Source organism: Streptomyces sp. ADI95-17 (assembly GCF_003846175.1).
GTDB lineage: Bacteria > Actinomycetota > Actinomycetes > Streptomycetales > Streptomycetaceae > Streptomyces > Streptomyces sanglieri.
The window spans coordinates 73606-97265 of record NZ_ML123056.1; the positions used below are offsets into that span (position 1 = coordinate 73606).

Annotated in this window: 19 protein-coding genes; 15 read left to right on the forward strand and 4 right to left on the reverse strand. The window is 70.5% G+C overall.

Annotation, left to right across the window (positions count from 1 at the left end):
- Positions 1-9 precede the first annotated feature (9 nt).
- From EES42_RS42830 to EES42_RS42850, 5 genes are read left to right on the forward strand one after another with little or no spacing between them, the layout of a single operon-like run.
- Positions 10-969: an ABC transporter permease gene (locus tag EES42_RS42830; protein ID WP_124723620.1), complete on the forward strand. Its 960-nt coding sequence runs from the start codon at positions 10-12 to the stop codon at positions 967-969.
- Positions 966-1889: an ABC transporter permease gene (locus EES42_RS42835; RefSeq protein ID WP_124723621.1), complete on the forward strand. Its 924-nt coding sequence runs from the start codon at positions 966-968 to the stop codon at positions 1887-1889. Before EES42_RS42830 ends, EES42_RS42835 begins: the two co-directional genes overlap by 4 nt.
- Before the next feature lie 2 nt (positions 1890-1891).
- A complete protein-coding gene (locus EES42_RS42840) occupies positions 1892-3634 on the forward strand; it encodes a dipeptide ABC transporter ATP-binding protein (RefSeq protein WP_241196974.1) in 1743 nt (580 codons plus the stop codon).
- Positions 3625-4677, forward strand: coding sequence for an LLM class flavin-dependent oxidoreductase (locus tag EES42_RS42845; RefSeq protein WP_124723622.1), 1053 nt, complete (start codon positions 3625-3627; stop codon positions 4675-4677). Before EES42_RS42840 ends, EES42_RS42845 begins: the two co-directional genes overlap by 10 nt.
- The gene (locus EES42_RS42850) at positions 4670-5524 is read left to right on the forward strand and encodes a sulfurtransferase (RefSeq protein ID WP_241196965.1); all 855 of its coding nucleotides are present in this window, start codon (positions 4670-4672) and stop codon (positions 5522-5524) included. Before EES42_RS42845 ends, EES42_RS42850 begins: the two co-directional genes overlap by 8 nt.
- Positions 5525-5534: 10 nt before the next feature.
- On the opposite strand, the gene EES42_RS42855 is transcribed toward EES42_RS42850, so the two are convergent.
- Together EES42_RS42855 and EES42_RS42860 are read right to left on the reverse strand one after the other, a co-directional pair.
- A complete protein-coding gene (locus tag EES42_RS42855) occupies positions 5535-7079 on the reverse strand; it encodes an LLM class flavin-dependent oxidoreductase (RefSeq protein ID WP_124723623.1) in 1545 nt (514 codons plus the stop codon).
- A gap of 12 nt (positions 7080-7091) precedes the next feature.
- The gene (locus tag EES42_RS42860; protein ID WP_124723624.1) at positions 7092-8564 is read right to left on the reverse strand and encodes an MFS transporter; all 1473 of its coding nucleotides are present in this window, start codon (positions 8562-8564) and stop codon (positions 7092-7094) included.
- Positions 8565-8696: 132 nt separating this feature from the next.
- Here EES42_RS42860 and EES42_RS42865 point away from each other — a divergent pair, with 132 nt between their 5' ends.
- Complete coding sequence (locus EES42_RS42865; RefSeq protein WP_124723625.1) at positions 8697-9194, forward strand: MarR family winged helix-turn-helix transcriptional regulator; 498 nt, start codon at positions 8697-8699, stop codon at positions 9192-9194.
- 306 nt (positions 9195-9500) lie between these two features.
- Positions 9501-10172 (forward strand): response regulator transcription factor, encoded by a 672-nt coding sequence (locus tag EES42_RS42870; protein ID WP_241196966.1) that lies wholly within the window; start codon positions 9501-9503, stop codon positions 10170-10172.
- 37 nt (positions 10173-10209) lie between these two features.
- Here EES42_RS42870 and EES42_RS42875 read toward each other — a convergent pair whose 3' ends face one another.
- Complete coding sequence (locus EES42_RS42875) at positions 10210-10809, reverse strand: TetR/AcrR family transcriptional regulator (RefSeq protein ID WP_124723627.1); 600 nt, start codon at positions 10807-10809, stop codon at positions 10210-10212.
- 183 nt (positions 10810-10992) lie between these two features.
- Here EES42_RS42875 and EES42_RS42885 point away from each other — a divergent pair, with 183 nt between their 5' ends.
- From EES42_RS42885 to EES42_RS42910, 5 genes are all read left to right on the forward strand, one after another.
- Positions 10993-11397 (forward strand): pyridoxamine 5'-phosphate oxidase family protein, encoded by a 405-nt coding sequence (locus tag EES42_RS42885; protein WP_124723628.1) that lies wholly within the window; start codon positions 10993-10995, stop codon positions 11395-11397.
- Between the two features lie 25 nt (positions 11398-11422).
- Positions 11423-12301 carry a haloalkane dehalogenase gene (locus EES42_RS42890; RefSeq protein WP_266501314.1) on the forward strand — a complete coding sequence of 293 codons (879 nt, stop codon included), beginning with the start codon at positions 11423-11425 and terminating at the stop codon, positions 12299-12301.
- Between the two features lie 98 nt (positions 12302-12399).
- Positions 12400-13980 carry a cupredoxin domain-containing protein gene (locus EES42_RS42895; protein WP_124723630.1) on the forward strand — a complete coding sequence of 527 codons (1581 nt, stop codon included), beginning with the start codon at positions 12400-12402 and terminating at the stop codon, positions 13978-13980.
- A 99-nt stretch (positions 13981-14079) separates the two neighbouring features.
- On the forward strand, positions 14080-14994 hold the full coding sequence (locus EES42_RS42900; protein WP_124723631.1) for a DUF3626 domain-containing protein: 915 nt from the start codon (positions 14080-14082) through the stop codon (positions 14992-14994).
- A gap of 1526 nt (positions 14995-16520) precedes the next feature.
- Positions 16521-17765 (forward strand): choice-of-anchor A family protein, encoded by a 1245-nt coding sequence (locus EES42_RS42910; protein WP_164495568.1) that lies wholly within the window; start codon positions 16521-16523, stop codon positions 17763-17765.
- A gap of 74 nt (positions 17766-17839) precedes the next feature.
- Here EES42_RS42910 and EES42_RS42915 read toward each other — a convergent pair whose 3' ends face one another.
- On the reverse strand, positions 17840-18496 hold the full coding sequence (locus EES42_RS42915) for a hypothetical protein (protein ID WP_124723634.1): 657 nt from the start codon (positions 18494-18496) through the stop codon (positions 17840-17842).
- Positions 18497-18812: 316 nt separating this feature from the next.
- Between EES42_RS42915 and EES42_RS42920 the strand changes: the two genes are divergently transcribed.
- The 3 genes from EES42_RS42920 (at position 18813) to EES42_RS47780 (ending at position 23446) form a co-directional block, all read left to right on the forward strand.
- Positions 18813-20021 (forward strand): PQQ-binding-like beta-propeller repeat protein, encoded by a 1209-nt coding sequence (locus tag EES42_RS42920; protein ID WP_124723655.1) that lies wholly within the window; start codon positions 18813-18815, stop codon positions 20019-20021.
- 435 nt (positions 20022-20456) lie between these two features.
- On the forward strand, positions 20457-21623 hold the full coding sequence (locus tag EES42_RS42925; RefSeq protein ID WP_124723635.1) for a DegT/DnrJ/EryC1/StrS family aminotransferase: 1167 nt from the start codon (positions 20457-20459) through the stop codon (positions 21621-21623).
- Positions 21620-23446: an HAD-IA family hydrolase gene (locus tag EES42_RS47780; RefSeq protein ID WP_346775445.1), complete on the forward strand. Its 1827-nt coding sequence runs from the start codon at positions 21620-21622 to the stop codon at positions 23444-23446. The genes EES42_RS42925 and EES42_RS47780 overlap by 4 nt, the downstream gene beginning before the upstream one ends.
- Positions 23447-23660: the final 214 nt, after the last annotated feature.

Sequence of the window (23660 nt, forward strand, 5' to 3'; positions counted from 1 at the left end):
GGGGCATCTGTGAACACGGCCCTGTACGCGGTCACCCGGACGCTGCGCGCGTTGTTCGTCGTCTGGGCCGCGTTCACGCTCACCTTTGCCGCGCTGCGTCTGCTGCCCGGCGATCCGGTGGCGCTCATGCTGAGCGGACGCGGCGGCTTCGCCGGACTGACACCCGAACAGATCGCCAGGACACGGGCGGAGCTCGGCTTCGACCGTCCGCTGATCACCCAGTACGGATCGGCGCTCGCCGACGCGGTACACGGTGACTTCGGGGCGTCCCTCCAGAGCGGGCAGCCGGTCTCCAGGATGATCGCCGACGCGATTCCGTCCACGCTCCAGATCGGCGGCCTCGCGTTGGTGCTCGCGCTGGTCATCGGCATCCTCATCGGCGTGGCCGCCAACCTGACCGCGAGCCCGGTGCTGCGCCAACTCCTGCGGTCCATCCCGTCGTTCGCGGTATCGCTGCCGTCGTTCTGGGTGGGGCTCATCCTGATCCAGCTGCTGTCCTTCCAGTGGCACCTCTTTCCCTCGCTCGGCAACAGCGGTGTGCAGAGCCTGATCCTTCCCGCCTGCACCATGGCGATCCCGGGGTGCGCACTGGTCGCGCAGGTGCTGGGCAAGAGCCTGCACACCACCCTTCAGGAGCCGTACGCCGACACCGTGCGGGCCACCGGGGCCGGCAGGGCCCGGCTGCTGTTCGGGCACGGGCTGCGCAACGCGGCCATCCCGGCCGTGACCGTGGTCGGCCTGCTCGTCGGGTCGCTGATCGGCGGCGCCGTCGTCGTCGAGACGGTGTTCTCGCGCCCCGGCATGGGCCGCATCACCCAGTCCGCCGTCTCGGCCCAGGACCTGCCCGTCGTCCAGGGTGTCGTGGTCGTCGCCGCCCTCGCCTTCGCGGTGGTGAATCTGCTGATCGACCTGGTCTACCCGGTGCTCGACCCCAGAATCCGCTCCACGGGGCAGCTGGTGACCACATGACGAACCCGACGAAGACCCCCGTCGCACCGGGGCCGGCGCGGGAGCCCGGACCGGCGCAGGACCAGGACGGGCGGCAGCCCGCCCGGGAACCCGCACGGATCCGGCGCACACTGGGCGCGCCCCTGCGCTCGCCGGGCGTCACCCTCTCCGTCCTGGTGCTCCTGCTGGTCCTCGGCTGGGCCGTCGTACCCGAGTGGTTCACCGGCCGCAGTCCGCTCACCGGGACACCGGGCGAGCGGTTCCGGCCGCCCGGCACCGAACACCTCTTCGGGACCGACCAGCTGGGCCGCGACATCTACGCGCGAGTGGTGCACGGCGCGTCCCTGTCGCTGCGCGCCACCGTCGCCGCCCTCCTGATCGCACTGGTGGGCGGGGTGGTGCTCGGCCTGGTCGCCGGCTTCTTCGGCCGCTGGGCAGACGCCGCCATCATGCGGATCGTCGAGATCATGCTGTCGGTGCCGCCGGTGCTGCTGTCGCTCACCATCATCACCGCGCTCGGCTTCGGCACCGGTCAGGTCGCCATCGCGATCGGTGTGACCAGTGTCGCCGCCTTCGCCCGTGTCATGCGCGCCGAAGTGCTACGGGTGCGGACGGCACCGTATGTCGAGGCGGCGATCCTCTGCGGCACCCGGTGGTGGCGCATCCTGCCCCGCTACATCCTGCCCGCGGCGATCGGCCCCGTACTCGCCCTGGCCGCCCTCGACTTCGGCCTGGTCGTCCTCGCCATCTCCAGCCTCAGCTTCCTCGGGTACGGGGAGCCACCGCCGGCCCCCGAGTGGGGAGCGCTGGTCGCCGAAGGCCGTAACTACCTGGCCACATCCTGGTGGCTGACCACCCTGCCCAGTCTCACCGTGACCGTCGTCGTACTCGCCGCCAACCGGCTCTCGCGGGTGCTGGAAGCAGAAGGGAGAAACCGGTGAACGTGGTGAATCCGGCTCCCGGCACAGCGTCGCCGGCCGAACGGACCGGCACCCCGCTGCTGGCCGTCCGGGGCCTGCGGATCGGCTACCGCACCTCCGACGGCACCCACATCGCCGTCGACGGCCTCGACCTGACGGCCGCCGCAGGCCAGATCACCGCCGTCGTCGGCGAATCGGGCTCGGGAAAGAGCAGCACGGCCCACGCGCTGATCGGACTGCTGCCCGCAGGCGGCAGTGTCCTGGGCGGCTCGGTCCGCCTCCAGGGCGAGGAGCTGACCGGACTCGGCGAGCGCGCCTGGCGGGAGGTGCGAGGGCGTCGCGTCGGACTGATCCCGCAGGATCCCGGCCTCTCCCTCGACCCCGTCAAGCCGGTCGGCGGCCAGGTCGCCGAGGTGCTCCGGGTGCACGGTCTGGCAACCCGCAGGGACGCCACGGCCCGAGCCGTCGACCTGCTGGCCGAGGCCGGGCTGCCCGACCCGGCGCAACGGGCCCGCCAGTACCCGCACGAACTGTCCGGAGGCATGCGACAGCGCGTCCTCATCGCCATCGCCACGGCCGCCCGGCCGCGTCTGCTGGTGGCCGACGAACCCACGTCGGCACTCGACGTCACGGTGCAGCGGCAGATCCTCGACCACCTGCAGGGCGTCGTGACCACCACCGGTACCGCGATGCTCCTGGTCACCCACGATCTCGCGGTGGTGGCCGACCGCGCCCAGCACGTGGTGGTGATGTCGCAGGCCCGCGTGGTGGAAGCGGGCCCCGCCGAGCAGGTGCTCACCGATCCCCAGCACCCCTATACGCGCAGGCTGCTGGCCGACGCACCCACCATCACCGCGCGGGCACCGCGCCGCGACCGCACCGACAACACCGAGCCGCCGGACGCGCCACACGACTCCACGTCCCCGGAGGCAACGGGTGCCACGGCGGCCCCGCTGCTCCGGGTGACCGGGCTGACCCGCGCCTTCCCCGTCCGGGGCGCCGGCCTGTCCCGGCGCCGCTCGCGCACGGCCGTCGACGGTGTCGGATTCGAGCTGGACAGAGGCGAAACACTGGGCCTCGTCGGCGAGTCCGGATCCGGCAAGTCGACCACCGCGCGCCTGATCCTCGGCCTGGAACGGGCCGACAGCGGCGCGGTCCTGCTGGACGGCGCCGACGTCACCACCGTACGGGGCGCCGCCCGCCGCGCCCTGCACCGCCGCATCCAGTTCGTCTACCAGAACCCCTACGCCTCGCTGAACCCCCGCTTCACCGTCGAGGAGCTGCTCACCGAGCCGCTGCGCAACCACCGCATCGGCGCCAAGGAGCAATGGGGCGCGACCGTGCGGCGACTCCTGGCCGATGTGGCACTGCCCGCGGGAACCGAGCGCCGCAAGGCGGCCGAACTCTCCGGCGGGCAGCGCCAACGGGTCGCCATCGCCCGCGCGCTGGCTCTCGGACCCGAACTCCTGGTGTGCGACGAGCCGGTCTCCGCACTCGACGTCACCGTCCAGGCCCGCATCCTGGAGCTGCTCATCGACCTCCAGGAGCGGCACGGCCTGAGCTATCTCTTCATCTCCCACGACCTGGCGGTCGTCGCCCAGGTCAGCGACCGGATCGCCGTCATGCGCGACGGCCGGATCGTGGAGAGCGGCCCAGCCGACGAGCTGCTGCGTTCACCGAGCCACCCCTACACCAAGGAACTGCTGGCCGCCGTCCCCGGCGACCGGCGCATCAACAGCGCAACGGAGGACACCTCATGGAGCTAGGGCTCATCACTTTCGGCAGCCTTCTCCCCGACCCGCTCACGGGCGAGGCCCTCACCCAGCAGCAGCGGCTGCGGGACGTGGTGCGCGCCGCTTCCGAGGCGGAGGAGGCCGGCTTCGCCTGGTACACCATCGGGGAACACCACTTCGGCGAGCGGGATGTGATCCCCTCGCCCGCACCGGTGCTGGCAGCGATAGCCGAGCACACGTCGACGATCCGGCTCGCCACCGGCACCACACTCGTGGCCAACCGTGACCCGGTCCTGGTCGCCGAGGACTACGCCCTGGTCGATCTGTTGTCCGGCGGCCGGCTGGAACTCATGGCGGGCGGCTCCTTCTTCCCCGAGCCGTACGCGGTGTTCGACCAGGATCCGGAGACGAAAGCGGCGCGCAAGCGCGAGAACACCGAGCTGCTGCTGCGGCTGTGGACCGAGGAGCGCGTCACCTGGCAGGGCGAGTTCCGGCCGCCGCTGAACGAAGTCACCGTTCAGCCCCGGCCGCTCCAGTCCCGTCCGCCGTTCTGGATCAGCGGCGGCGTCGGGCCGGAGTCCGTGCATCTCGCCGTCGACCACGGACTGCCACTGGTGGTGGGCACCACCGCCCGCGAGCCGGGCGTGTTCGCGCCGGTCTTCGACTCCTACCGCACCCTGTGGAGCGAGAGCGGGCGCACCGACCCGCCCGGCAGGCTGGGCGCTGCCAGCCATGTCTTCGTCGCCGAGTCGTCCCAGCGGGCACGCTCGTTGTGGGCCTCGTACATGAACAACTATCTGACCGTGAAGAAGCCCGGCAACACACACTTCTCCACTCCGCCGGACTTCGACACGTACATCGGTCCCAACGGGCCCGCGATCTGCGGCAGCCCCGCCGAGGTCGTCGACAAGCTGGGCCGGCTGCACGAGCTGTGGGGCCACGATCTGCATCTGCTCGCCATCGACGTGGGCGGCATCCCCTACGCGCAGGTGCGGGCGGCCACCGAGATCACCGCCGCCGAAGTGCTGCCCCAGATCGCGGGACTCGGATCGGGAACGGTGGCAGCCGGTGCCTGACAAGAACATGCGCGGACTCGCCCTGCCGCCCGTGGTCGACGCCGCCTGGGTGCGTGAACACCGCGAAAGCCTCGTGCTTGTCGATGTGCGCTGGTTCCTGGACGGCCGCAGTGGCCACGAGGCCTATCTCGCCGGACATCTGCCCGGTGCGGTCTGGGCCGACGTCGACACCGTCCTGTCCGCGCCGCCCGACGAGACCGAAGGGCGGCACCCGCTGCCCGACCCGGCCGACTTCGCGCGGGCGCTCGGCGCGCTCGGCATCGGGGACGGCACGGCGGTGGTGGCCTACGACGCCGACGGCGGCCCGTACGCGGCCCGGCTGGTGTGGCTGCTGCGCCGTACCGGCAGGTCCGCCGCCCTCCTCGACGGCGGTCTGTCCGGCTGGCCCCATGGCACGGAGACCGGTGCTGTGACGCTCCCCGAGGCGTGGCTGACCCCGGTCGAGTGGCCCACGGAGGTCCTGCGGAGCGCCGACGAGGTCGCGGCGGGCGACGCCGTCGTCCTGGACGCCCGCGCCGCCGACCGGTATTCGGGCGAGACCGTACTGCCGACGGACATCCGCTCCGGCCACATCCCCGGCGCCCGCAGCGCCCCGTGGAGCGCCAACCTCACGGCGGACGGGACGTTCGCCACGCCCGCGCAACTGAGGGAACGTTACGAGGAGTTGGGAGTGCGCGAGGGGGTGGAGGTCGTCGTCTACTGCGGTAGCGGGGTCACCGCCTGCCACGACCTGCTGGCGCTCGAACACGCCGGAATCACCGGCGCCGCCCTCTACCCGGGCTCCTGGTCCGCCTGGTCGGCGGACCTCTCCCGGCCGGTGGCGACGGGACAGGAGCCCGGACAGTAGGCGGCGGGGATCACCAGCCGGTGCCGAACCGGGCCATCGGCTCGATCAGTTCACTCTCCTCGTACGCGAGGTGCGACAGAAGAGTGTCCGTGAGCAGGTCCATGGCCGCCCGCAGCCCGTCCCGGCCCGACTCGTCGCCCGCGAAGGCGACGAGTTCGCGGTCGATCCGCTCGATCACGCCCTGTATGGCGTGATGCTCCTCGGTGAGCCGGTCGAGCACCGGGCCAAGACGCGGATCGGAATCGCGTAGGTACGGGAAGAGATCCTGGTCCTCCCGGGTGTGGTGCAGGGTGGTCACCCGGCAGTACGAGGCGCAGTAGGCGCCGAGCGTCCAGATGTTCTGACGCAAGCTCAGTTTCTGGATCTCGGACCGGGCCCCGCCCGGATCGCGGGTGTCGGCCAGCACCTCCCGTACCACCTCGCCGAGCCGGTCGAGATCGGCGCGGAGCTGGTCGTGCGCTGCGACCAGGTTGCGGGCCGGCTCCTGTTCGCGGTGCGGGTAGCGTCGGCCGGGGTCGGCGGGCGGTCCGGTGGGGCGGGTCGACTCGTCCCACAGCCGTTCGGTGGACCGGCGCACACCGGGGTCCGGTGTGGGCCGTACGGAGAGAAGGTCCCCGGAGGTGGCGTCCGCCGCCCGGATCCTGGCCGGCGGTCGGTTCTGCGGGTCCGGAAGATCTGCCGTACGGCCGCGTCCGGCGGCCACCAGCTCACGGGTGGCGGGCGCCACCTCCTCGGCGAAGACCTGGATCAGGGCCGGTTGCTGCACGGGCAGGAGGAACGCGCTCGTCCCGTGCTCCAGGGCGAGCGCCGCCAGCTGCTCGGGCCATGCGTCCGGCGCTCCCCGGGGGAAGCCGCCCGGCCCCGGCGAGAGGTTGTACAGCCGGCGCACCGCCGCCGGGGCGCGGCCCGCCGAGGCCGCGGACTCGTCGACGATGCGATGCCCGGCAGCGAGGCGGTCCGGTGGTACGTGCGGGGCGCTGGGCAGCCAGCCGTCGGCCGTCTCCCCGACCAGCTTCAGCATCCGGGGACCGACGGCGCCGACCCAGATCCCGATGGGGTGCGCGGGGGCGGGGCCGGGGGCGGCGCCGTCGAGACCGTAATGCTTGCCGTCGATGTGGACATGGCGGTCCGAGGTCCACAGCCCCCGGATGACCTCGATGGCCTCGCGGGTCGCACGGAGTGCCTCACCGGGGCTGCGGCGCGGCCCGCCGTCGGCTGCGATGGCCTCCCAGTACGACCCGGCGCCCAGGCCCAGTTCGACTCGGCCGTCGCTGAGCAGGTCCAGGCCGGCGGCGGTACGCGCCAGCATGGCCGGTGGTCGTAGCGGGAGGTTCGCGACATTGGGGAAGACCCGTACCCGGGTGGTGGACGCTGCGATGACCGCCAGCACCGTCCAGGCGTCGAGCAGGTCCGGCCGGTACGGATGGTCCGGCACGCTCACCAGATCGAGACCGGAGCGGTCGGCGACCCGGGCCAGGGCCACCGCGTCGGCGCTGTGTCCCGCGGCCGGCACCAGGACCGTGCCGAAGAGGAGGTCGTGTCCGTAGTCAGGCATGTGAGCGAACTCCTAGGCTGCGGACCGGCCGCTGCCGGGTGCGGGGGCGGGTGCGGGCGCCGCAGTCCGGTGCCACAGCTTTCCGGGGCCCGCGAGGGCGGCGACGGTGGCGACCCCGAGCGCGATCGCCGACATGACGAACGCGGTGGTGTAGCCGGACTCGGCGGGTACCCGGGTGCCGGGGATCGTCCTGGACGCCACGAGCGACGCGGCGATCTGCGCGCCGAGCGAGCCACCGATCGTGCGCATGATGGTGTTGATGCCGGTCGCCTGGCCGGTCTGGCTCCGGTCGACCGCGCTGACCACGAGATTGGCCAGGGCGGCGAAGGCGAAGCCGACACCGATGCCCAGTACCGCCGAGCCCGTGTACATCGCCCATTCGGTGTCGTGCGCCCCGGCGTAGATCGCGAATCCGACCACACCGATCAGGCACGCCAGTACCAGCGGCAGCTTCCAGCCCCTGGCCGCGCCGATCCGTCCGGCGAGCGGGCTCGCGATCAGCATGGTCACCGCCATCGGCACCATGAAGAGGCCGGACTCGGTCACGGACGCGTCGAAGCCGTAACCGGCCTTCGAGGGGGTCTGGGCGAGCAGCGGTACGAGGGTGAAGGCGCCGTACATGCCGAAGCCGATGATGAGCGCGGTGATGTGGCTGGTCAGCACGGCGGGCCTGCGCAGCAGCTCGATGTCGATGAGCGGTTCGCGCACCTTGGTCTCGACGTAGACGAACACCACGAGGAGTGCGGCGGCACCGACGAACAGGCCGATCACCCCGCCCGAGGCCCAGCCCCAGGACTTGCCCTCACTGATGGCGAGCAGCAGTGCCACGATGCCGCCGCTCAGCAGGACCACCCCCGCCCAGTCGATCCGGCCGGGGGAGCGGACCGAGGACTCCTCGATGAACGCGGCGACGGCCGCGATGCCCAGCAGGATCACGATCAGGCCGAGCCAGAAGATCCAGTGCCAGTTCAGGGCATCGACGATCGGCCCGGGAATGACCAGCCCGACTCCGAAGCCGATGCCGAACGTGGAGGAGATCAGCCCGATCGCCACCGGCACCCGCTCGCGCGGGAACTGGTCGCGCACAATGCCGAACGCCAGCGGGAAGGCGGCCGATCCGACACCCTGCACCGCGCGGGCCGCGATCAGCAGGGGGAGCGAATCGGACAGGGCGGCCAGCAGGGTGCCGGCGGCGAAGACGGTGAGGCTGGCGATCAGCACCCGGCGCTTGCCGAACATGTCGCCGACCCGTCCCAGCAGCGCCGTGGCCACCGAAGCGGTGAGCAGGAAGGAGCTGAGCACCCACGAGACGCTCGTGGTGGAGGCGTCGAACTCGCGCTGGAGGTCGGGCAGTGCCGGCACGACCATCGTCTGCATCAGCGAGAAGGACAGTACGGCGAGGAGCAGGGCGGCGAACGGGGCGGCGGTTCCGCCTCGCGCTCCGGTGGCCGGGGTCTCGGCCTGCGAAATGGGGGTGTCGGTCATGGAGCGGTCCTCCGGGAAATGGGCGCCGCCGTCCGCAGTTCAGGAACGCGGGGCGCCGAACTGGTACCACCACGGAATCATTCCATGATGTCATTCTTACGTCCAGCCACTATATTCCGGTATCGTGAACGCATGAGCGAAACCCCTGAAAGCGGTCCGGGCGGCACGGTCGGCCGGGCGGAGGCGGCGCCCCGCCCGCCGAGCCTGCTGGCGCTGCCCTCGTACCTCGCCGGCCACGCGGCGCGCATCGGTCACGACGCCCTGGTGGAAGCGGTGGGCCAACACGGGCTACGGTTGCCGCACTTCGCGGCGCTGACCGCGCTTTCGGACTTCGGCCCGCTGCCCCAGCACGTACTGGCCGACCGGCTCGGATTCCAGCGCAGCCACCTGGGGAGCTACCTCGACGCGATCGAGGAACGGGGGCTGGTGCGCCGCACCCGCGACCGCGCCGACCGGCGCCGCCAGCTGGTCGAGCTCACCGACGAGGGGGTGGCGCTCCAGCGCAGGCTGTGGCTGGTGGCCGAGCAGTCCCAGGACTCCTTCCTCGCATGTTTCACCCAGGAGGAGCGGGAGACGCTGACGACGCTGCTGCTCCGGCTGGTGGACGCCGACGACCGGACGCGCGCCTGAAAGCGGAACCACCGGACAGAATTACGGAAAGGTGCTTTTGGGATCGGTGATCGAATGCCGCTTCATGCGACTGTAACAGTGAATTCATTGGTAAAGTCTTTGAATTCGGTACCCCGGGTTTGTATGTTTGTGCTCAAGTTTCACTTCGTGCAACGAACTTGATCCGATCTGCCGGGGGAGAGCATGACGCAACGATCGTCAGAGGTCCTGCCGAGACCTCTCATACCCGGCCGGCAGGGCGGAGCCGGGCCGGCGCCGGTGCAGCGATCGGTGAGCGAAATCCTGCCGGGTACGTTGCCCGCGGGAATGCCCGTATCCGGCGGCTGGCGCATTCTGATAGTCGAAAGCGACGCCGGTGACGCCTGCGCACTGGAGGCAGGGCTGCGCCGGCACGGCCATGAAGTGGCCGCCGTCGACCGGGGCAGTGCGGCCCTGGAAGCCCACGAGAGCGTGGACCTGGTCCTGCTGGACCTCGAACTGCCCGACCTCGACGGCCTGGAGGTGTGCAAGGCCATCCGCTCGGTGAGCTGCGTCCCGCTGATCGTCGTCACCGCTCGCGGCTCCGAACTGGACCGGGTGCTCGGCCTCCAGGCCGGTGCGGACGACTATCTGGTCAAGCCGTACGGGTTCCGTGAGCTGATGGCCCGTATCGACGCGGTCATGCGACGGGTGAGGACCCAACGCCGACTGGGGCAGGCAATCGACCACGGTCCGCTGCACATCGACGTGAAATCCCGCGAAGTCAGTCTGGACGGCCGGGACGTGGGTCTGACCCGCAAGGAGTTCGATCTTCTCTGCCTCCTCGCTTCACATCCCGACACCGTCATCTCGCGCAAAAGGCTATTACAGCAGGTGTGGGGTGATTCTTGGTCCCGGCGGACCGTGGACACCCATGTCAGCAGCCTCCGCGGAAAACTCGGCGGAAGTGGTTGGATCATTACCGTGCGCGGCGTGGGGTTCAAGCTGGGAAATGCTTGAATTTCTATTTCCCGTTTCCCGTTTCCCGCGGCCGTACTCATGCCGTGGTGCGCGGCCTCGGGGCCAGTGCCGCGCGCAGCGCCGGGGTGAGGACGCGGCGGGTCTCGGACGGTGTGAGGGCCGATGGGGTGGGGAGAGGGTTGAGGTAGCGGGTGTAGATGAGGCCGCCGAGGACCGTCACCACGGCCGTGGCGCGTGCCGTCGCGTCCCGGCCGCCGAGAAATTCAACAAGCCGGGCCAGCAGCTCGTGTTCCAGGTACTCGCGGATCGCCTCGGCGGCCTCGTCGCCCCGGGCGCTGAGCTGCCGGAAGTCGGAGTCCTCCCACAGGCCGGTCACCGCGTCGATCAGGCGGTCGGGGAGGGTGGCCGGATCGCCGCCGAGGACATCGTCCACCGCCAGCGCGTTGGCGCACTGGAACTGCATCACGTCCGCGAACAGGCCCTTCTTCGAGCCGAAGTGGTACGCGATCAGTGCCGGGTCGACCCCGGCCGCCCCGGCCACCGCGCGCAGCGTCGTGCGCCGGTAGCCGTGCTCCAGGAACAGCGCTCGGGCCGCGGAGACGATCGACTCGCGGGTCGGCGGATTGCCGCGGGGGCGGCCTCGGGTGCGGGCGGAGGCAGGAGGGGCGTTATTCATCAGCGTTGAGCCTGCGTTCGGTGACCGGGACAGTCAAGGGCGTTCCGCGAACCACACGAAGGGATGGCCCGACATGACGCGTATCGCAGTCCTCGGCGCAGACGGACCGACCGGCCGCCACCTCACCGGACACGACCCGGACGGGAGTGAACAGCGAGTGAGCCGGGCGGGAGTGAGGAGCAAGTGAGCCGGGCGGCCACCGAACTCCCGGACACCACGCGGGCGTTCCTCGCCCGCCCCCACACGGCCACCCTCACCACCCTGCGCCCCGACGGCACCCCGCACGTCACCCCCGTCCGCTTCACCTTCGACACGGCCACCGGCCTGGTACGGGTGACCACCCGGGCGGGAGCGCGCAAGGCGCGGAACGTGGCGGCGGGCGGCCGGACGGCCCGTGTCGCGCTCTGCCAGGCGGACGGCTTCCGCTGGGCCACCCTCGAAGGCCGGGCCACCGTCACCGACGACCCCGTACGCCTGACCGAGGCGGTCCGCCGCTACACCGCCCGCTACCGCGCGGCCCCGCCCGCCCCCGAGGACCTGGCCGTCATCGAGATCGCCGTCGACCGCGTCCTGACCCTCAACCTCTGAACCCCTTCACGGAAAGCGAAGCGACATCACGATGCCCACTCTCCCCGTTCTCGACTCCACCATCCACCACCGGGAGTCCGGTGACCCCGACGGGCTGCCGTTCGTCTTCCTGCACGGCAACCCCACCTCCTCCCACCTGTGGCGGAACGTCCTGCCGGGGGTGGCCGCGCCCGGCCGCCGCATCCTTGCCCCCGACCTCATCGGCATGGGCGACTCCGGCAAGCCCGACCTCGACTACTCCTTCGACGACCACGCCCGCTACCTCGACGCCTGGTTCGATGCCCTCGGACTTGCCGAGTCCGTCCTCGTCGGCCACGACTGGGGCGGCGCGCTCGCCTTCGACCGCGCCGCACGTCTCCCGGACCGCGTCCGTGGCATCGCCTTCACCGAGACGATCGTCAAGCCGCTGGTCGGCGACGAATTCCCGGCGGCGGGACGGGAGTTGTTCGCTCTGCTGCGCGCTCCCGGGGTGGGCGAGGAGATGATCCTGGAGAAGTCGCTGTTCATCGAGGGGCTCCCGGACACCCTCGCCACGCCGCTCGACCCCGCCGACCTGGAGGTCTACCGCCGCCCCTTTCCGACCCCGCACAGCCGCCGCCCGATACTGGCGTGGACGCGCATGATGCCGCTGGACGGTGAGCCCGCCGACGTCGTGGCCCGCGTCGAGCACTACGACGCCTGGCTGGCCGCCAGCCCCGAAGTCCCCAAGCTGCTCGCCGCGTTCGAGCCGGGCCCGGGCGCGATGACCGACCGGGGGACGGTGGCCTGGTGCGAGGAGAACATCGCGGGCCTGGAGGTGTCCCGGCACGGCCTCGCCGGCCACCACTCCCCGGAGGACCGCCCCGAAGAGCTGGCCGCGGCGATCAACGCCTGGGCGGACCGCCACGGGCTGGCGCGCCGGTAAGGGGCGACCACGCTGTTACAGTCCGCTCACCCCGAGTACGGGGACACAACGGAACAACAGAATGAGGGGGCTCAGAGTTGCGCATACGACTGAGACGGATGACCGCGGCGATCGGGGTGGGGCTCGCGCTGGCCCTGGCGCCGCTCACGGGGACCGCGACGGCGCAGGAGACGGGCACCATGGCCGTCACCGACATGGACTTCACCCCGCCCACGGTGGACGCGACGCCCGGCGGCAGCACCGTCACGCTCCGCTGGACGATGACGGACACCACCCCGGAGACCGAGGGCATGAACGCGCGGGTCCACCTGCGCCGCCAGGGCGCGACGGCCGGCAGTCACCTGGGCGTGCCGCTGGTCGGAACCTACGAGGTGGGCTCCTACGGCCAGGACATCACCCTGGTACCCGGTTCGACTCCCCAGAAAGCCACTTACGAGTGGACCCTGGCCGTTCCGCAGTACGCGGCCGGGACATCGGTCACCTGGGCCGTGACCCGGCTGAAGGCCTGGGACAACCAGGGCACCTCGCTGGACCTGGACGCCGCCCGGCTGGGTGCGTTCCACAACACGTTCGAAGCGAAGACCCTCGCCGACACACAGGGCCCGACGTACGACGAACTCGCGGTGACCTACGGACGGCAGCCGTACGTCTACGCCGGCGAGAAAGAGTCGAGCATGACCTATGAGCTCGATGTGCACGACCCCCAGGCCGGCATCTCCGGTGGCACGCTGACCCTGACCGGACCCGGCGGCCAGCACCTGACCGGCTCGTTCGCCATCGACTGGACCCCGGACCAGGGTTACCAAGGCTGTGGCTACATCGAGTGGGGCCAGACGGACGCCGGGTCCTGCGGTGTGTCCGTGACCTTCCCCGCACACGCGGCATCGGGCACATGGACCGTCTCGCGGGTCGATCTCACCGACAATGCGGGCAACACCAGCACCTACGACAACCTCTCGGCCGCGCCCGTCCACGTCACCTCCAACGATGTGCTCTCCGCGGACGCGTTCAAGGCGACGCCGAACCCGGTCGACATCTGGCACGGCGAACGGACGATCAAGGTCGGTTTCCGGCCGCACGGGGACGAGGGCGGGGTCGCGTCGGCGGTGGTGGACACCGACAGCGTCAACGGCTGCCGGCAGACCTCCACCGCGGCGACGACCGCGGCGGACGGAACGGTCTCGGTGGACTACGGCGTGCCACGACAGGCCTTCACCTGCCACATCACCAGCCTGGTCATCACGGACAACGCCGGGAACGTCGCCCTGTACGGCGCGGAGTTCGGCGCGCCGGAGACCGGCCTGACGATCACCTCGGCACCCGACACGGTGCTGCCCGAGATCGACCGGGCCACACTCTCGCCCACCACCGTCCCGGCGACGGATCACTTCACGGACATCCACCTCACCGTCAACGTCTCGGGCACCACCGCGGGTGTCAACGGCTACGACATCTACCTCGTCGACTCCTCGGGGCGGTTGATCCCAGCCGTGACCGGCGGAGCCCCACTCACCTTCAGCGGCCCGCTGGCCCTCTCCTTCCCGCTCCCCTCCAACGTGGCCCCCGGCACGTACACCATCGCCCTGCGACTGTCCGACCAGGCACACGAGTCCTCGTCCTTCGGCTTCCCGAACGGCACTCCGATGCCGGGCGGTCCGGTTACTCTGACGGTCACCTAAGGGCTGTCCCGCACCAGAACCTCGGAGCCCGTGCGCGGCCCCGGTCCGCCGGTGGGAATCCAGGTGTGCCGATCGATCGGCCCGGGGGACACTGCACGGATGAGCCCCGACGCGTCCCGGACACCGCAGGCAACGGCCCTCCATCACGTCGCGGAGCTCGCGTCGGGCCCTCCGCTGGACCCCGCGCTGCGGGTGACGCTCAACTTCCACCCGGACCGTCTGCTGCACGGCAGGCCGATCCTCGATGCCCTCGCCGAAGACGGGGTCTACCGCTCCCAGTTCGTCACGGGGACCAGCAACGGGGGACTGACCGCCCATCCCGGCGGGGACCGGTGGCGCTGGGAGAGCAGGATCTTCGGCGGCGCGTACGACGCGGCGTCCGCTTCTGAGCGACCCGTCTACGGGGCGTTGAACTTCCGCCGGAAGCCGGTCGGAGGCGCACCGCGGTTCGGCTCCGCCCACTTCCGGCTGACCGCCGGGACACTGGCGCGGACCACGTTCTGCTACCCGGACAGCTTCCTCGAACCCTCGGACTTCGGGGTCGCGGCCCGCATGGGCCTCGTCGGCCTGGCCCTGGCCGACAGCCAGGACGACCTCGACGACTACATCGAGGCCCAGGTGCACGGGCCGGTCCTGCTGGACCGTCATGTGGAGGCGCTGGTCCTGGACCCGTGCTACCGGGGCACAGCGGTCGAGACCGCGGCGCGGCGTCTCGGCTGCCCCGTCGAGTGGCACCCGGGTTTCCGCCTCGGGGTCGAGACGCTGCGCCTCCACCCCGGCTACCGGGGGCAGGAGTACGTCGACCTGGGCGCGCGGCTCGCCGTCGCAGGCGTACTCGATCCGCGCGTCGTCGGGGACGCGGCACGGGACGGCCGCCACGATCCCCAGGCGGTCAAGAAGGTGTGGCACTGCCTGGCGCGTTTCGGGGTGCTCGGGCAGGCTGCTGACGAATCGGCACGTCCGGCACGCACGGCGTTTCCGGTGCGTCCGGCGGGGGCCGGGACGGCTTCGTGACGCGCTCCGCCGGGCTGCTGCTTCGTCATGCACTGACCCGAAAGTCCAACATTCCTGTGACGTGCGACACATTTTAAAGTCCGCTTAAGGTGCCACATCACCAAAAGTCTTTTTTGGGGCTGATTGCGGCTAGTTGACGCCCAACTCTCACGTGCGTCAGAGTCACCACATCCCCACAACATCCCCCTTGTTCCACCATGACCTGGAGTACTTGATGTGCACCCGGCCACCCCCAGCCGTCATCCCGGCTGCCCTGGCCGTCACCTCGGCTGTTGCGGCCCAACGCCCCGCCCACGTGGACTTTCCGTCCGCGTCGTGCCCTGATCGCGCCCATGAACCGACCCGTTTGGACAAGGAGCTCAGAGTAAGTGAGCTTTCAGCAATGCACGTCGTGCGGATCGGAGCGTGACTCCGCCTCAGGGCCTGCCTGTGACTGTATGCCGCCCGGCAAGAGGCTCGTGTTCGGCCAGATAGCCGCACCTCATCAAGCCGGCCACGGCGTCCGTGAAGCGGACATCGAACTCTTCGACGACACCGTTCCCGTTTCCCGGCCGAGGCACTCCCCGCTCCCCTCCCGACAGGCCCCGCGCCGCCCGGATGCCACCGAATCCGTCCGGCACCCGGTTCCCGTAAAGAGCAATGCAAAGGACGGCGCCAAGGGAAGCGGCAAGGGGAGGACGAGTTATCCCGCGCTGCTGATCGGCGTCACGGTGGCCGGTATCGGTGCCGCGATCGCTGTCTACCTGGTCTGTGACGCGATAACCAATCGGCATTCCGGCTACATTTCCTCATCTTTCTCGGCCCCCTCCCCTTCCGTCTCTCCGTCGCCCTCGAACGAGGCGCCTCGCATGTCCCCGTCCGCGGCTCCTACGAAAATTCCCGCAAGCCCGGTACGGAAAGTCTCCGAAACCCCCGTGGCGCCGTCGGCATCGGCTTCGCGGTCCGCCACCCCTCCTCCGCCTCCCTCGCCCACTCCACCGCCCCCTTCGCCACCCGTGAACACCGGTTCGGCGGACCGGAACACCATCGGTCTGGGCAGTACGGGCCCCGAGGTCGAAGACCTTCAGCAGCGGCTGGGCCAGCTCTACCTGTACCTCGGGTCGGCCGACGGAATTTTCACGCGGGATGTTCAAGTGGCGCTGAGCCGGTTCCAGAAGGCACGGAACATTCCCGAAGAACTCGGGACCTACGGGCCGATGACCCGCGGGGCACTCGTGGCGGAGACGGATTCGTCCGACCGCGATTCCTATGCCCAGGCGGCCCCGCGAGGGCGGAATCGGTAGTAGTTCTTCCGGCGTGAAGACGATTCAGATTTCACGCATGGTTCCCGCGGGGCGTAAACAATGCCCCGTACTCTCCAACGACAAGGTTGAAAAATTATGCGAATGAGTGGAAGTGCCGTTGCGGGAAGAAGCGGCGCAGTCGCGCTGGTTCTCTCTCTCGGCCTGCTCGGCAGCGGAACTTCCCATGCGGCCGTTCCCACCGACGTTTCCGACAGGTCGAAGTCGTGCCCGACCTCCGGTGAGGTGCCGGGCATCGGTCACAACCCGAAGTTCACCGACGGCAACGTGGCCCTCTTCGCCGGTGGGAACTACACCGTCGACGGCGGTTCGGCCGAGGCGGAGGGGCTGCTCGTCGTCAAGGGCGACGCGACCTTCGCGAAGGACTCGGGAGGCACGTTCAACGTCGGCCGGGTCGGCGCGGGCTCCGGCATCCTCCCGGAGTCGGGCGATGTGATGCTCGCCGTCGGCGGGGACCTGTCGATAGCCAAGGGAACGACCGTCGATGTCGGACACGGCCTCACGACCGGTCCCCGCTACGGCGGTTCCGTCCACGTGGGCAAGAAGATCGACGAGAAGGGCGACCTGGAGACGAACGGCGGCGAGCGCAAGTCGGGCGTGGGAGCCAAGGAGGCCCTCAGCCCCTACGACACGTTCGACCGGACCATCAGCGACGAGTCGTCCTCCCTCGGATCGCTGAAGCCCACCGGCACGACCGTGAGCGAAGGCGGCACGGTGACCTTCAAGAGCACCGGCGCGAGCAAGGGAAACCTGCAGGTCTTCGAGATCTCCGCCGCTGATCTCGACGGCGCCTCGACGTTCTTCTTCGAAGGCATTCCGGACGGCGCGTCCGTCGTGGTCAACGTGACCGGATCCCACACGGTGTCCATCTCCCCGATGTCCGTCGGCTTCAACGGGGACCGCGCCGACACGTACGACTCGCCCGTCTTCGGCGAGGCCGCCTCGCGGATCCTGTACAACTTCGAGGGCTCCACCTCGCTCACCCTCGGCGGTGGGGGCAACTTCATGGGGTCGCTCCTCGCCCCCAAGGCCTCCGCCGATCTCACCGCGAGCACCAACGGCCGCGTGTACATCGGCGGCGACGTGAAGACCCACGGCTCGGGCAACGAGACCCACAACTACCCGTGGGCCGGCTCCCCGGCGTTCAAGTGCAAGCCCAAGCCGTCCCAGCCCGAGAAGCCGGCGCCCCCCGCACCGACCACGCCCGGCAAGTCCGCCTCTCCCTCGCCGACCCGGCCGGGCGAGTCGACGCCCTCGCCCACCGAGTCCACGAAGCCGTCCCAGCCGGCTCCCGCGGCATCCGAGTCGACTCCCGCACCCGCCGAGTCGTCCCCGGCCCCGTCCAACGACGAGGGCTCCCTCGCCACCACCGGTGCGCAGGTCACCATGTACGCGGCCGCGGCCGCCGTACTGGGCGGCCTCGGGTTCGGCCTGCTCGCGTTCACGCGCCGTCGTCGGCGCCGCGCGTAGTCGGCCGACGCCGCAGAACCACCGGCGGGGCAACGGCCGACCGTTGCCCCGCCGGTCCCGGGCGAGTTCATCGGCTACGACGTGCTCCGTCGCACCGCGGCGGCACCCCCGGGCACCGGCGGCAGTTCGGCGTGCGTGACCTTGTAGCCGCCCTTGGTCACCGGGGCGTACGGCGCGGGCGCCATGCAGGTGCCGACCGTGGCCTCTTCGGGCGCGGCATCGCCGTTCGGCACCAGGTTCACACCGTTCCAGGAGAACCCGACACGGTCGCCGGAGCGCGGTCCCCTGCCCTTGCCGCCGTCGTAGACGCTGAAACCGAGCCGGCGCCCGACATCGGGCGGCCCACCGGGGCCGACCTCGGTGATGACCGCCGTCAGCGTCGCGGTGTGCGGACCGGTCACCAGACAGTCCACCCGCCCCTCGGACGTGTACGTGGTGTTCTGTTCGGCGGAGTAGTGGGAGATCCTTATCGTGCCCCGGGCATCGGTGGGGAGCCCCGTGGGGATCCCGGGCAGCGGCCGGCTGTACGGGGCGGCGTGCGCGTCGAACGTGAACGAGCGGATGTCGTCGTCCTCGTAGTAGGGCAGTACGAACTCCGCGCTTCCGGTGACGCTCGCGTACGCCGGCTTCGCCTCACGTGGCTCGGCAGAGGCAGAAGCGACCGAGGCGCCGCCCAGGGGCAAGCAGACGGCGAGCGCGGCGAGCACGGCTGTCGTCCTGCGAGGGGGCATCGAAATCACTGTGTTCTCCCGGGAGTTGGTGGTCCGTGGTGGCGTGATCCATCCTTCACGTCCGCGCCTCCCGGCCCATCGGCCGCGATCCGTAGATTCTGACGCGCTCACCTCAACCACGAGATCTACCGGCGTCAGCCTCCGGTCGCACGACGGTTGCCCTGTGACGAGAGGTTCACGGCTGTGTCCCGGCTGTGTGCCATTCGGCGTCCGGCCGAAAATCGCCGGTTAGCCTGGCGGCGCTCAAGGGGTCCCTGGGGGACGTCGGAACAGTGGGACGGAAGAGGAAACAGACGTGAGCGGTCGTGACGGGCACATGGTGTCGCGCAGGCGGATACTCGGGCTGGCCGGGACAGGGGTGGGGCTGGCCGTGTTCGGGGCCGGACTCGTGGGGTGCGGCCCCGAGGAGGCGGCGGGCACACCGAGCGGCAGCTCGAAGCCGGGCGGGGACAAGAAGGGCGGCGGTTTCACCACTCCGCCGCCGGGCACCGCGCCCGAGCCGCTGTGGCGCGCGGCAGCCGCGAACACCAGCCTGTCCGGCAACGAAGCGCTCGCGGTGACCGGGAACGTGGCCCTGGTGTCGGGCGACCCGCTGGTGGGACGGGACATGGCCACCGGCAAGGAGAAGTGGTCGCGCCGCGGCGTCACCACACCCGGTGCCAAGCTCATCTTCGGCGGCGGCACGCTCTACCTCGCCAGCGCCGAGTACGACGGCGACGTGGTGGGACTGGATCCGGCCACCGGCAAGGAAACCTGGCGAAGCCGACTGGGCAAGCAGTACGAGCAGCCGCGCCCGATCGCCGCCGACGACCGTCATGTGTACGTACTCGCCGGCATCCTGGAGAAGGACTTCACCACGCCGAACAACGTGATCGCCGCGATCGACACCACCTCCGGCAAGATCGCCTGGCGCGAGCAGCGCGACGCGGGGACCGAGGAGTTCGGCATCACCGCCGCGGCCGTCGACGGGCGCCTGATCTACACGGACTACCGGGAGAACGTGACCGTCCGCGACACGGCGACCGGCCGGCAGCTGTGGACGAAGAAGATCAGCCGGTCCAACAACCGCCGCTTCGCCGTCCACAAGGACCTGGTGATCGTGGCGGACGGCAGGCGGCTGCGCGCCTTCGACCTCGCCGGGGGCAAGGAACGCTGGTCGCTCCGGACGGAGGAGTTCAGCGCGTTCAACGACCCGCATGTCCTGGACGGGGTGCTCTACGCGGCCGACAGTGCGCGCGGCATGTGGGCGGTGGACCCCGCCACGGGCAAGCAGATCTGGCATAACGAGGACCTGCGGGACAAGGCGACGCAGGCGTGGCAGTTCGCCAAGGTGAACGGCACCCTGTACGGCGCGACCGAGTTCGACAAGGACGGCGGCGTGCACGCCTTCGACGTGGCGACCGGAAAGCTGCGCTGGACCTACAACGACAAGTCCGGCGACATCCAGCAGTGGTACGTGGTGGCTGGGGGCGACCGTTTGGCCGTGATGCACGGGAAGCGGCTCTACGCCCTCCCTGCCGTGTGATCCGTACGCTCCGGGGCAGAATTCACGCCTCCACCCGGCCGGGCCCTGCGGTCTCGGGGCCGGGCCCACACCTCCACCCGGCCGGGCTCACCCCTCCGGTGCCAGACGGTCACCACACGGAGAGGGCCCGGACCGCGACGGGGGGACGCGGGCCGGGCCGTACGACGGGGCGCCAGGGCGAGCCAGGGGGAAGCGCGCGGCGGCGACCTTCCTGAATTTTAGGGCGGCGCACAGAATTGAGAACCCCTACGAATTCCAGTGCGCCCCCTGTCTGCCGAATGGCGGACAGGGGGGCCATTTTTGAAGTGTCGTCAATTGTCGTCGCGAGTTCTCATCGAGGGGGGTTCTAGGGGGTCACAGAGGGGGGTGGGTGATTCTTTTCCTGCGATAGCTTCGGGCTCAAGTGAAGCGAATCCGTGAGGAAGTGTGGAGATCATGACCGGTCGTTCACCGCAGACTTTTGAATTCCCCGCCTGGCCCCAGTTCGGCGACACCGAGCGGACGGGGCTGCAACGTGCGCTGGAACAGGGCCAGTGGTGGCGGATGGGGGGCAGCGAGGTCGACACCTTCGAGCGGGAGTTCGCCGAGTACCACGGCGCTCCCTACGCGCTCGCGGTGACCAACGGCACGCACGCCCTGGAGCTTGCGCTGCAGGTGCTCGGAGTCGGCCCGGGAACCGAAGTCATCGTCCCCGCCTTCACGTTCATCTCGTCCTCGCAGGCGGCGCAGCGGCTGGGGGCCGTCGCCGTCCCCGTCGACGTCGACCTGGACACCTACTGCCTCGACCCGGCTGCCGTCGAGGCGGCCATCACCCCCCGGACCCGGGCCATCATGCCGGTGCACATGGCCGGGCACTTCGCCGACATGGACGCCCTGCAGAAGCTGTCGGCCGACTCCGGCGTGCCGCTGATCCAGGACGCCGCGCACGCCCATGGCGCGCAGTGGCGCGGTCAGAAGGTCGGCGAGCTCGGCTCCGTCGCCGCCTTCAGCTTCCAGAACGGCAAGCTGATGACCGCGGGCGAGGGCGGCGCGGTGCTCTTCCCCGACGCCGAGCTGTACGAGGCCGCTTTCCTGCGGCACAGTTGCGGGCGACCGCGCACCGACCGCAAGTACTTCCACGGCACATCCGGTTCGAACTTCCGCCTGAACGAGTTCTCGGCGTCGGTGCTGCGCGCCCAACTGGGCCGCCTGGCCGATCAGATCGACACGCGCGAACGGCGGTGGCCGCTCCTTGCGAGCCTGCTCGCCGAGATACCGGGCGTCGTGCCGCAGTCCCGGGACGAGCGCAACGACCGCAACCCGCACTACATGGCCATGTTCCGGGTCCCCGAGCTCGGCGAGGAGCGGCGCAACGCCCTCGTGGACACCCTGATCGAGCGCGGTCTGCCGGCCTTCGTCGGCTTCCGCGCCGTCTACCGCAGCGACGGGTTCTGGGAGACCAACGCCCCGGACCTCTCGGTGGACGAGCTGGCCAACCGGTGCCCGAACTCCGAGGCCCTGACGCGGGACTCCATCTGGCTGCACCACCGCACCCTGCTCGGCACCGAACAGCAGATGCACGACATCGCGTCCGTGATCGCCGAGACCGTGGCCACGGCATGAACGAGCAGCCGATCGGTGGGCCGGCGGGCGGGAGGCCCGTACGCACGGTGGTGGTCGGTCTCGGCTGGGCGGGCCGGTCGATCTGGCTGCCCAGGCTCATCGGGCACCCGTCCTACGAAGTCACCGCCGTAGTGGACCCGGCACTCGAAGGCCCCGAGCACCGAGGCATCCCGCTGCACACGGACGTTGTGGAGCTCGCCCCGGACTCCGTGGACCTCGCGGTCGTCGCGGTGCCCAACCACCTGCACGCCGACATCGCGGAGAAGCTGCTGGCCAAGGGCATATCCGTATTCGTGGAGAAGCCGGTGTGCCTCACCTCCGAGGAGGCGGACCGGCTGGCCGCCGCCGAGCGCGAGGGCGGCGCCGTCCTGCTGGCCGGCAGCGCGGCCCGCTTCCGCGCCGACATCGGCGCCCTGTACGAACAGGCCCGCTCCGTGGGGCGCATCCGCCACATCGACGCGTCCTGGGTCAGGGCGCGCGGAGTGCCGGACGCGGGCGGCTGGTTCACCCAGGCCCAGCTCTCGGGCGGCGGCGCGCTGGTGGACCTCGGCTGGCACCTGCTCGACACCGTCTCGCCGCTGCTCGGCGACACCGCGGTCGAGCAGGTCTCCGGCACGGTCTCCGGCGACTTCGTCAACAGCTCGGCCGCACAAGCCCGTTGGCGCAACGACGAGGAGCCGGACGGCGCACCGGAGGCGGTCGCCGACGTCGAGGACACCGCGCGCGGATTCCTCGTCACGGAGGACGGCGTCTCCGTCTCGCTGCGCGCGAGCTGGGCCTCGCACGAACCGCGCGACGTCACACTCATCCGTGTGGAGGGCAGCGAGGGCACCACGACACTCCGCTGCACCTTCGGCTTCAGCCCGAACCGCCACGACGGATCGGTCCTCACGCACACCCGCGACGGAGAGAGCACCGAGGTACCCGTCGCACAGGACCCGATCGGCGCCGAGTACGACCGGCAACTCGACGCGCTCCCGGCCGAGCTGGCCGACCCTGACAGCAGAGGCCGGGCCGTCGCCGAGGCCCGCAGGACCATCGGGGTCATCGAACGCCTCTACGCCTCGGCCCGCGGAGGCGCCGCCCGGCGGCACGCGACAACGAGGGAGTACCGCATGGACCCGCGCGTCACCGGCCTCACCCAGGGAACCTCGACCGTGACCACCGCACCCCTGGAACACCCCAAGAGCGTCGTGGTCTTCGATCTCGACGGGGTCATCGTGGACAGCACCGAGGTGATGCGCAAGGCGTTCTCGATCGCCTACGCGGAGGTCGTGGGCGAGGGCCCGGCGCCGTTCGAGGAGTACAACCGCCACCTGGGCCGCTACTTCCCCGACATCATGCGGATCATGGACCTCCCGCTGGAGATGGAGGAGCCCTTCGTCCGCGAGAGCTACCGCATGGCCCACCTGGTCCCGATGTTCGACGGGGTCCCCGAGCTGCTGCGCACCCTGCGCGAGCGGGGCTTCCGGCTCGCCGTGGCCACGGGCAAGAGCGGCCCCCGGGCCCGTTCGCTGCTCCAACAGCTCGGCGTCCTCGACCTGTTCGACCACGTCATCGGCTCCGACGAGATCGCCCACCCCAAGCCCGCACCGGACATCGTGCTGCACGCCCTCGACCTGCTCGGCGCCGAGGCACACAGCGCGATGATGGTCGGCGACGCCGTGACCGACCTGGCCAGCGCCCGCGGCGCCGACGTGGCGGCCGTCGCGGTCCTGTGGGGCGAGAGCGACGCGGCCGCCCTGCTGGCCGCCGGGCCCGACGCCGTGCTGCGCGAGCCCGCCGATCTGCTCGCTCTGTGCCCGGCGGTCGCCGCCGACTGACCGCACCAGCGGCAGGGCCCGGCCGTCCACGACGGCCGGGCCCTCGCATTGTTCACGGCGCACAATTCGGCCGCATTGCGAAATGCGTGTACCGAGGCGGTGCCGAATGCGTGGAGCCCAAGAATTCACCGCCCCGGGGAGTTCTTCGCGCCGGGGTTCTGAGAACTCCTCCTTCGCGGTACGGGAGAAACATAGGGATGACCTAGGGGGAGGA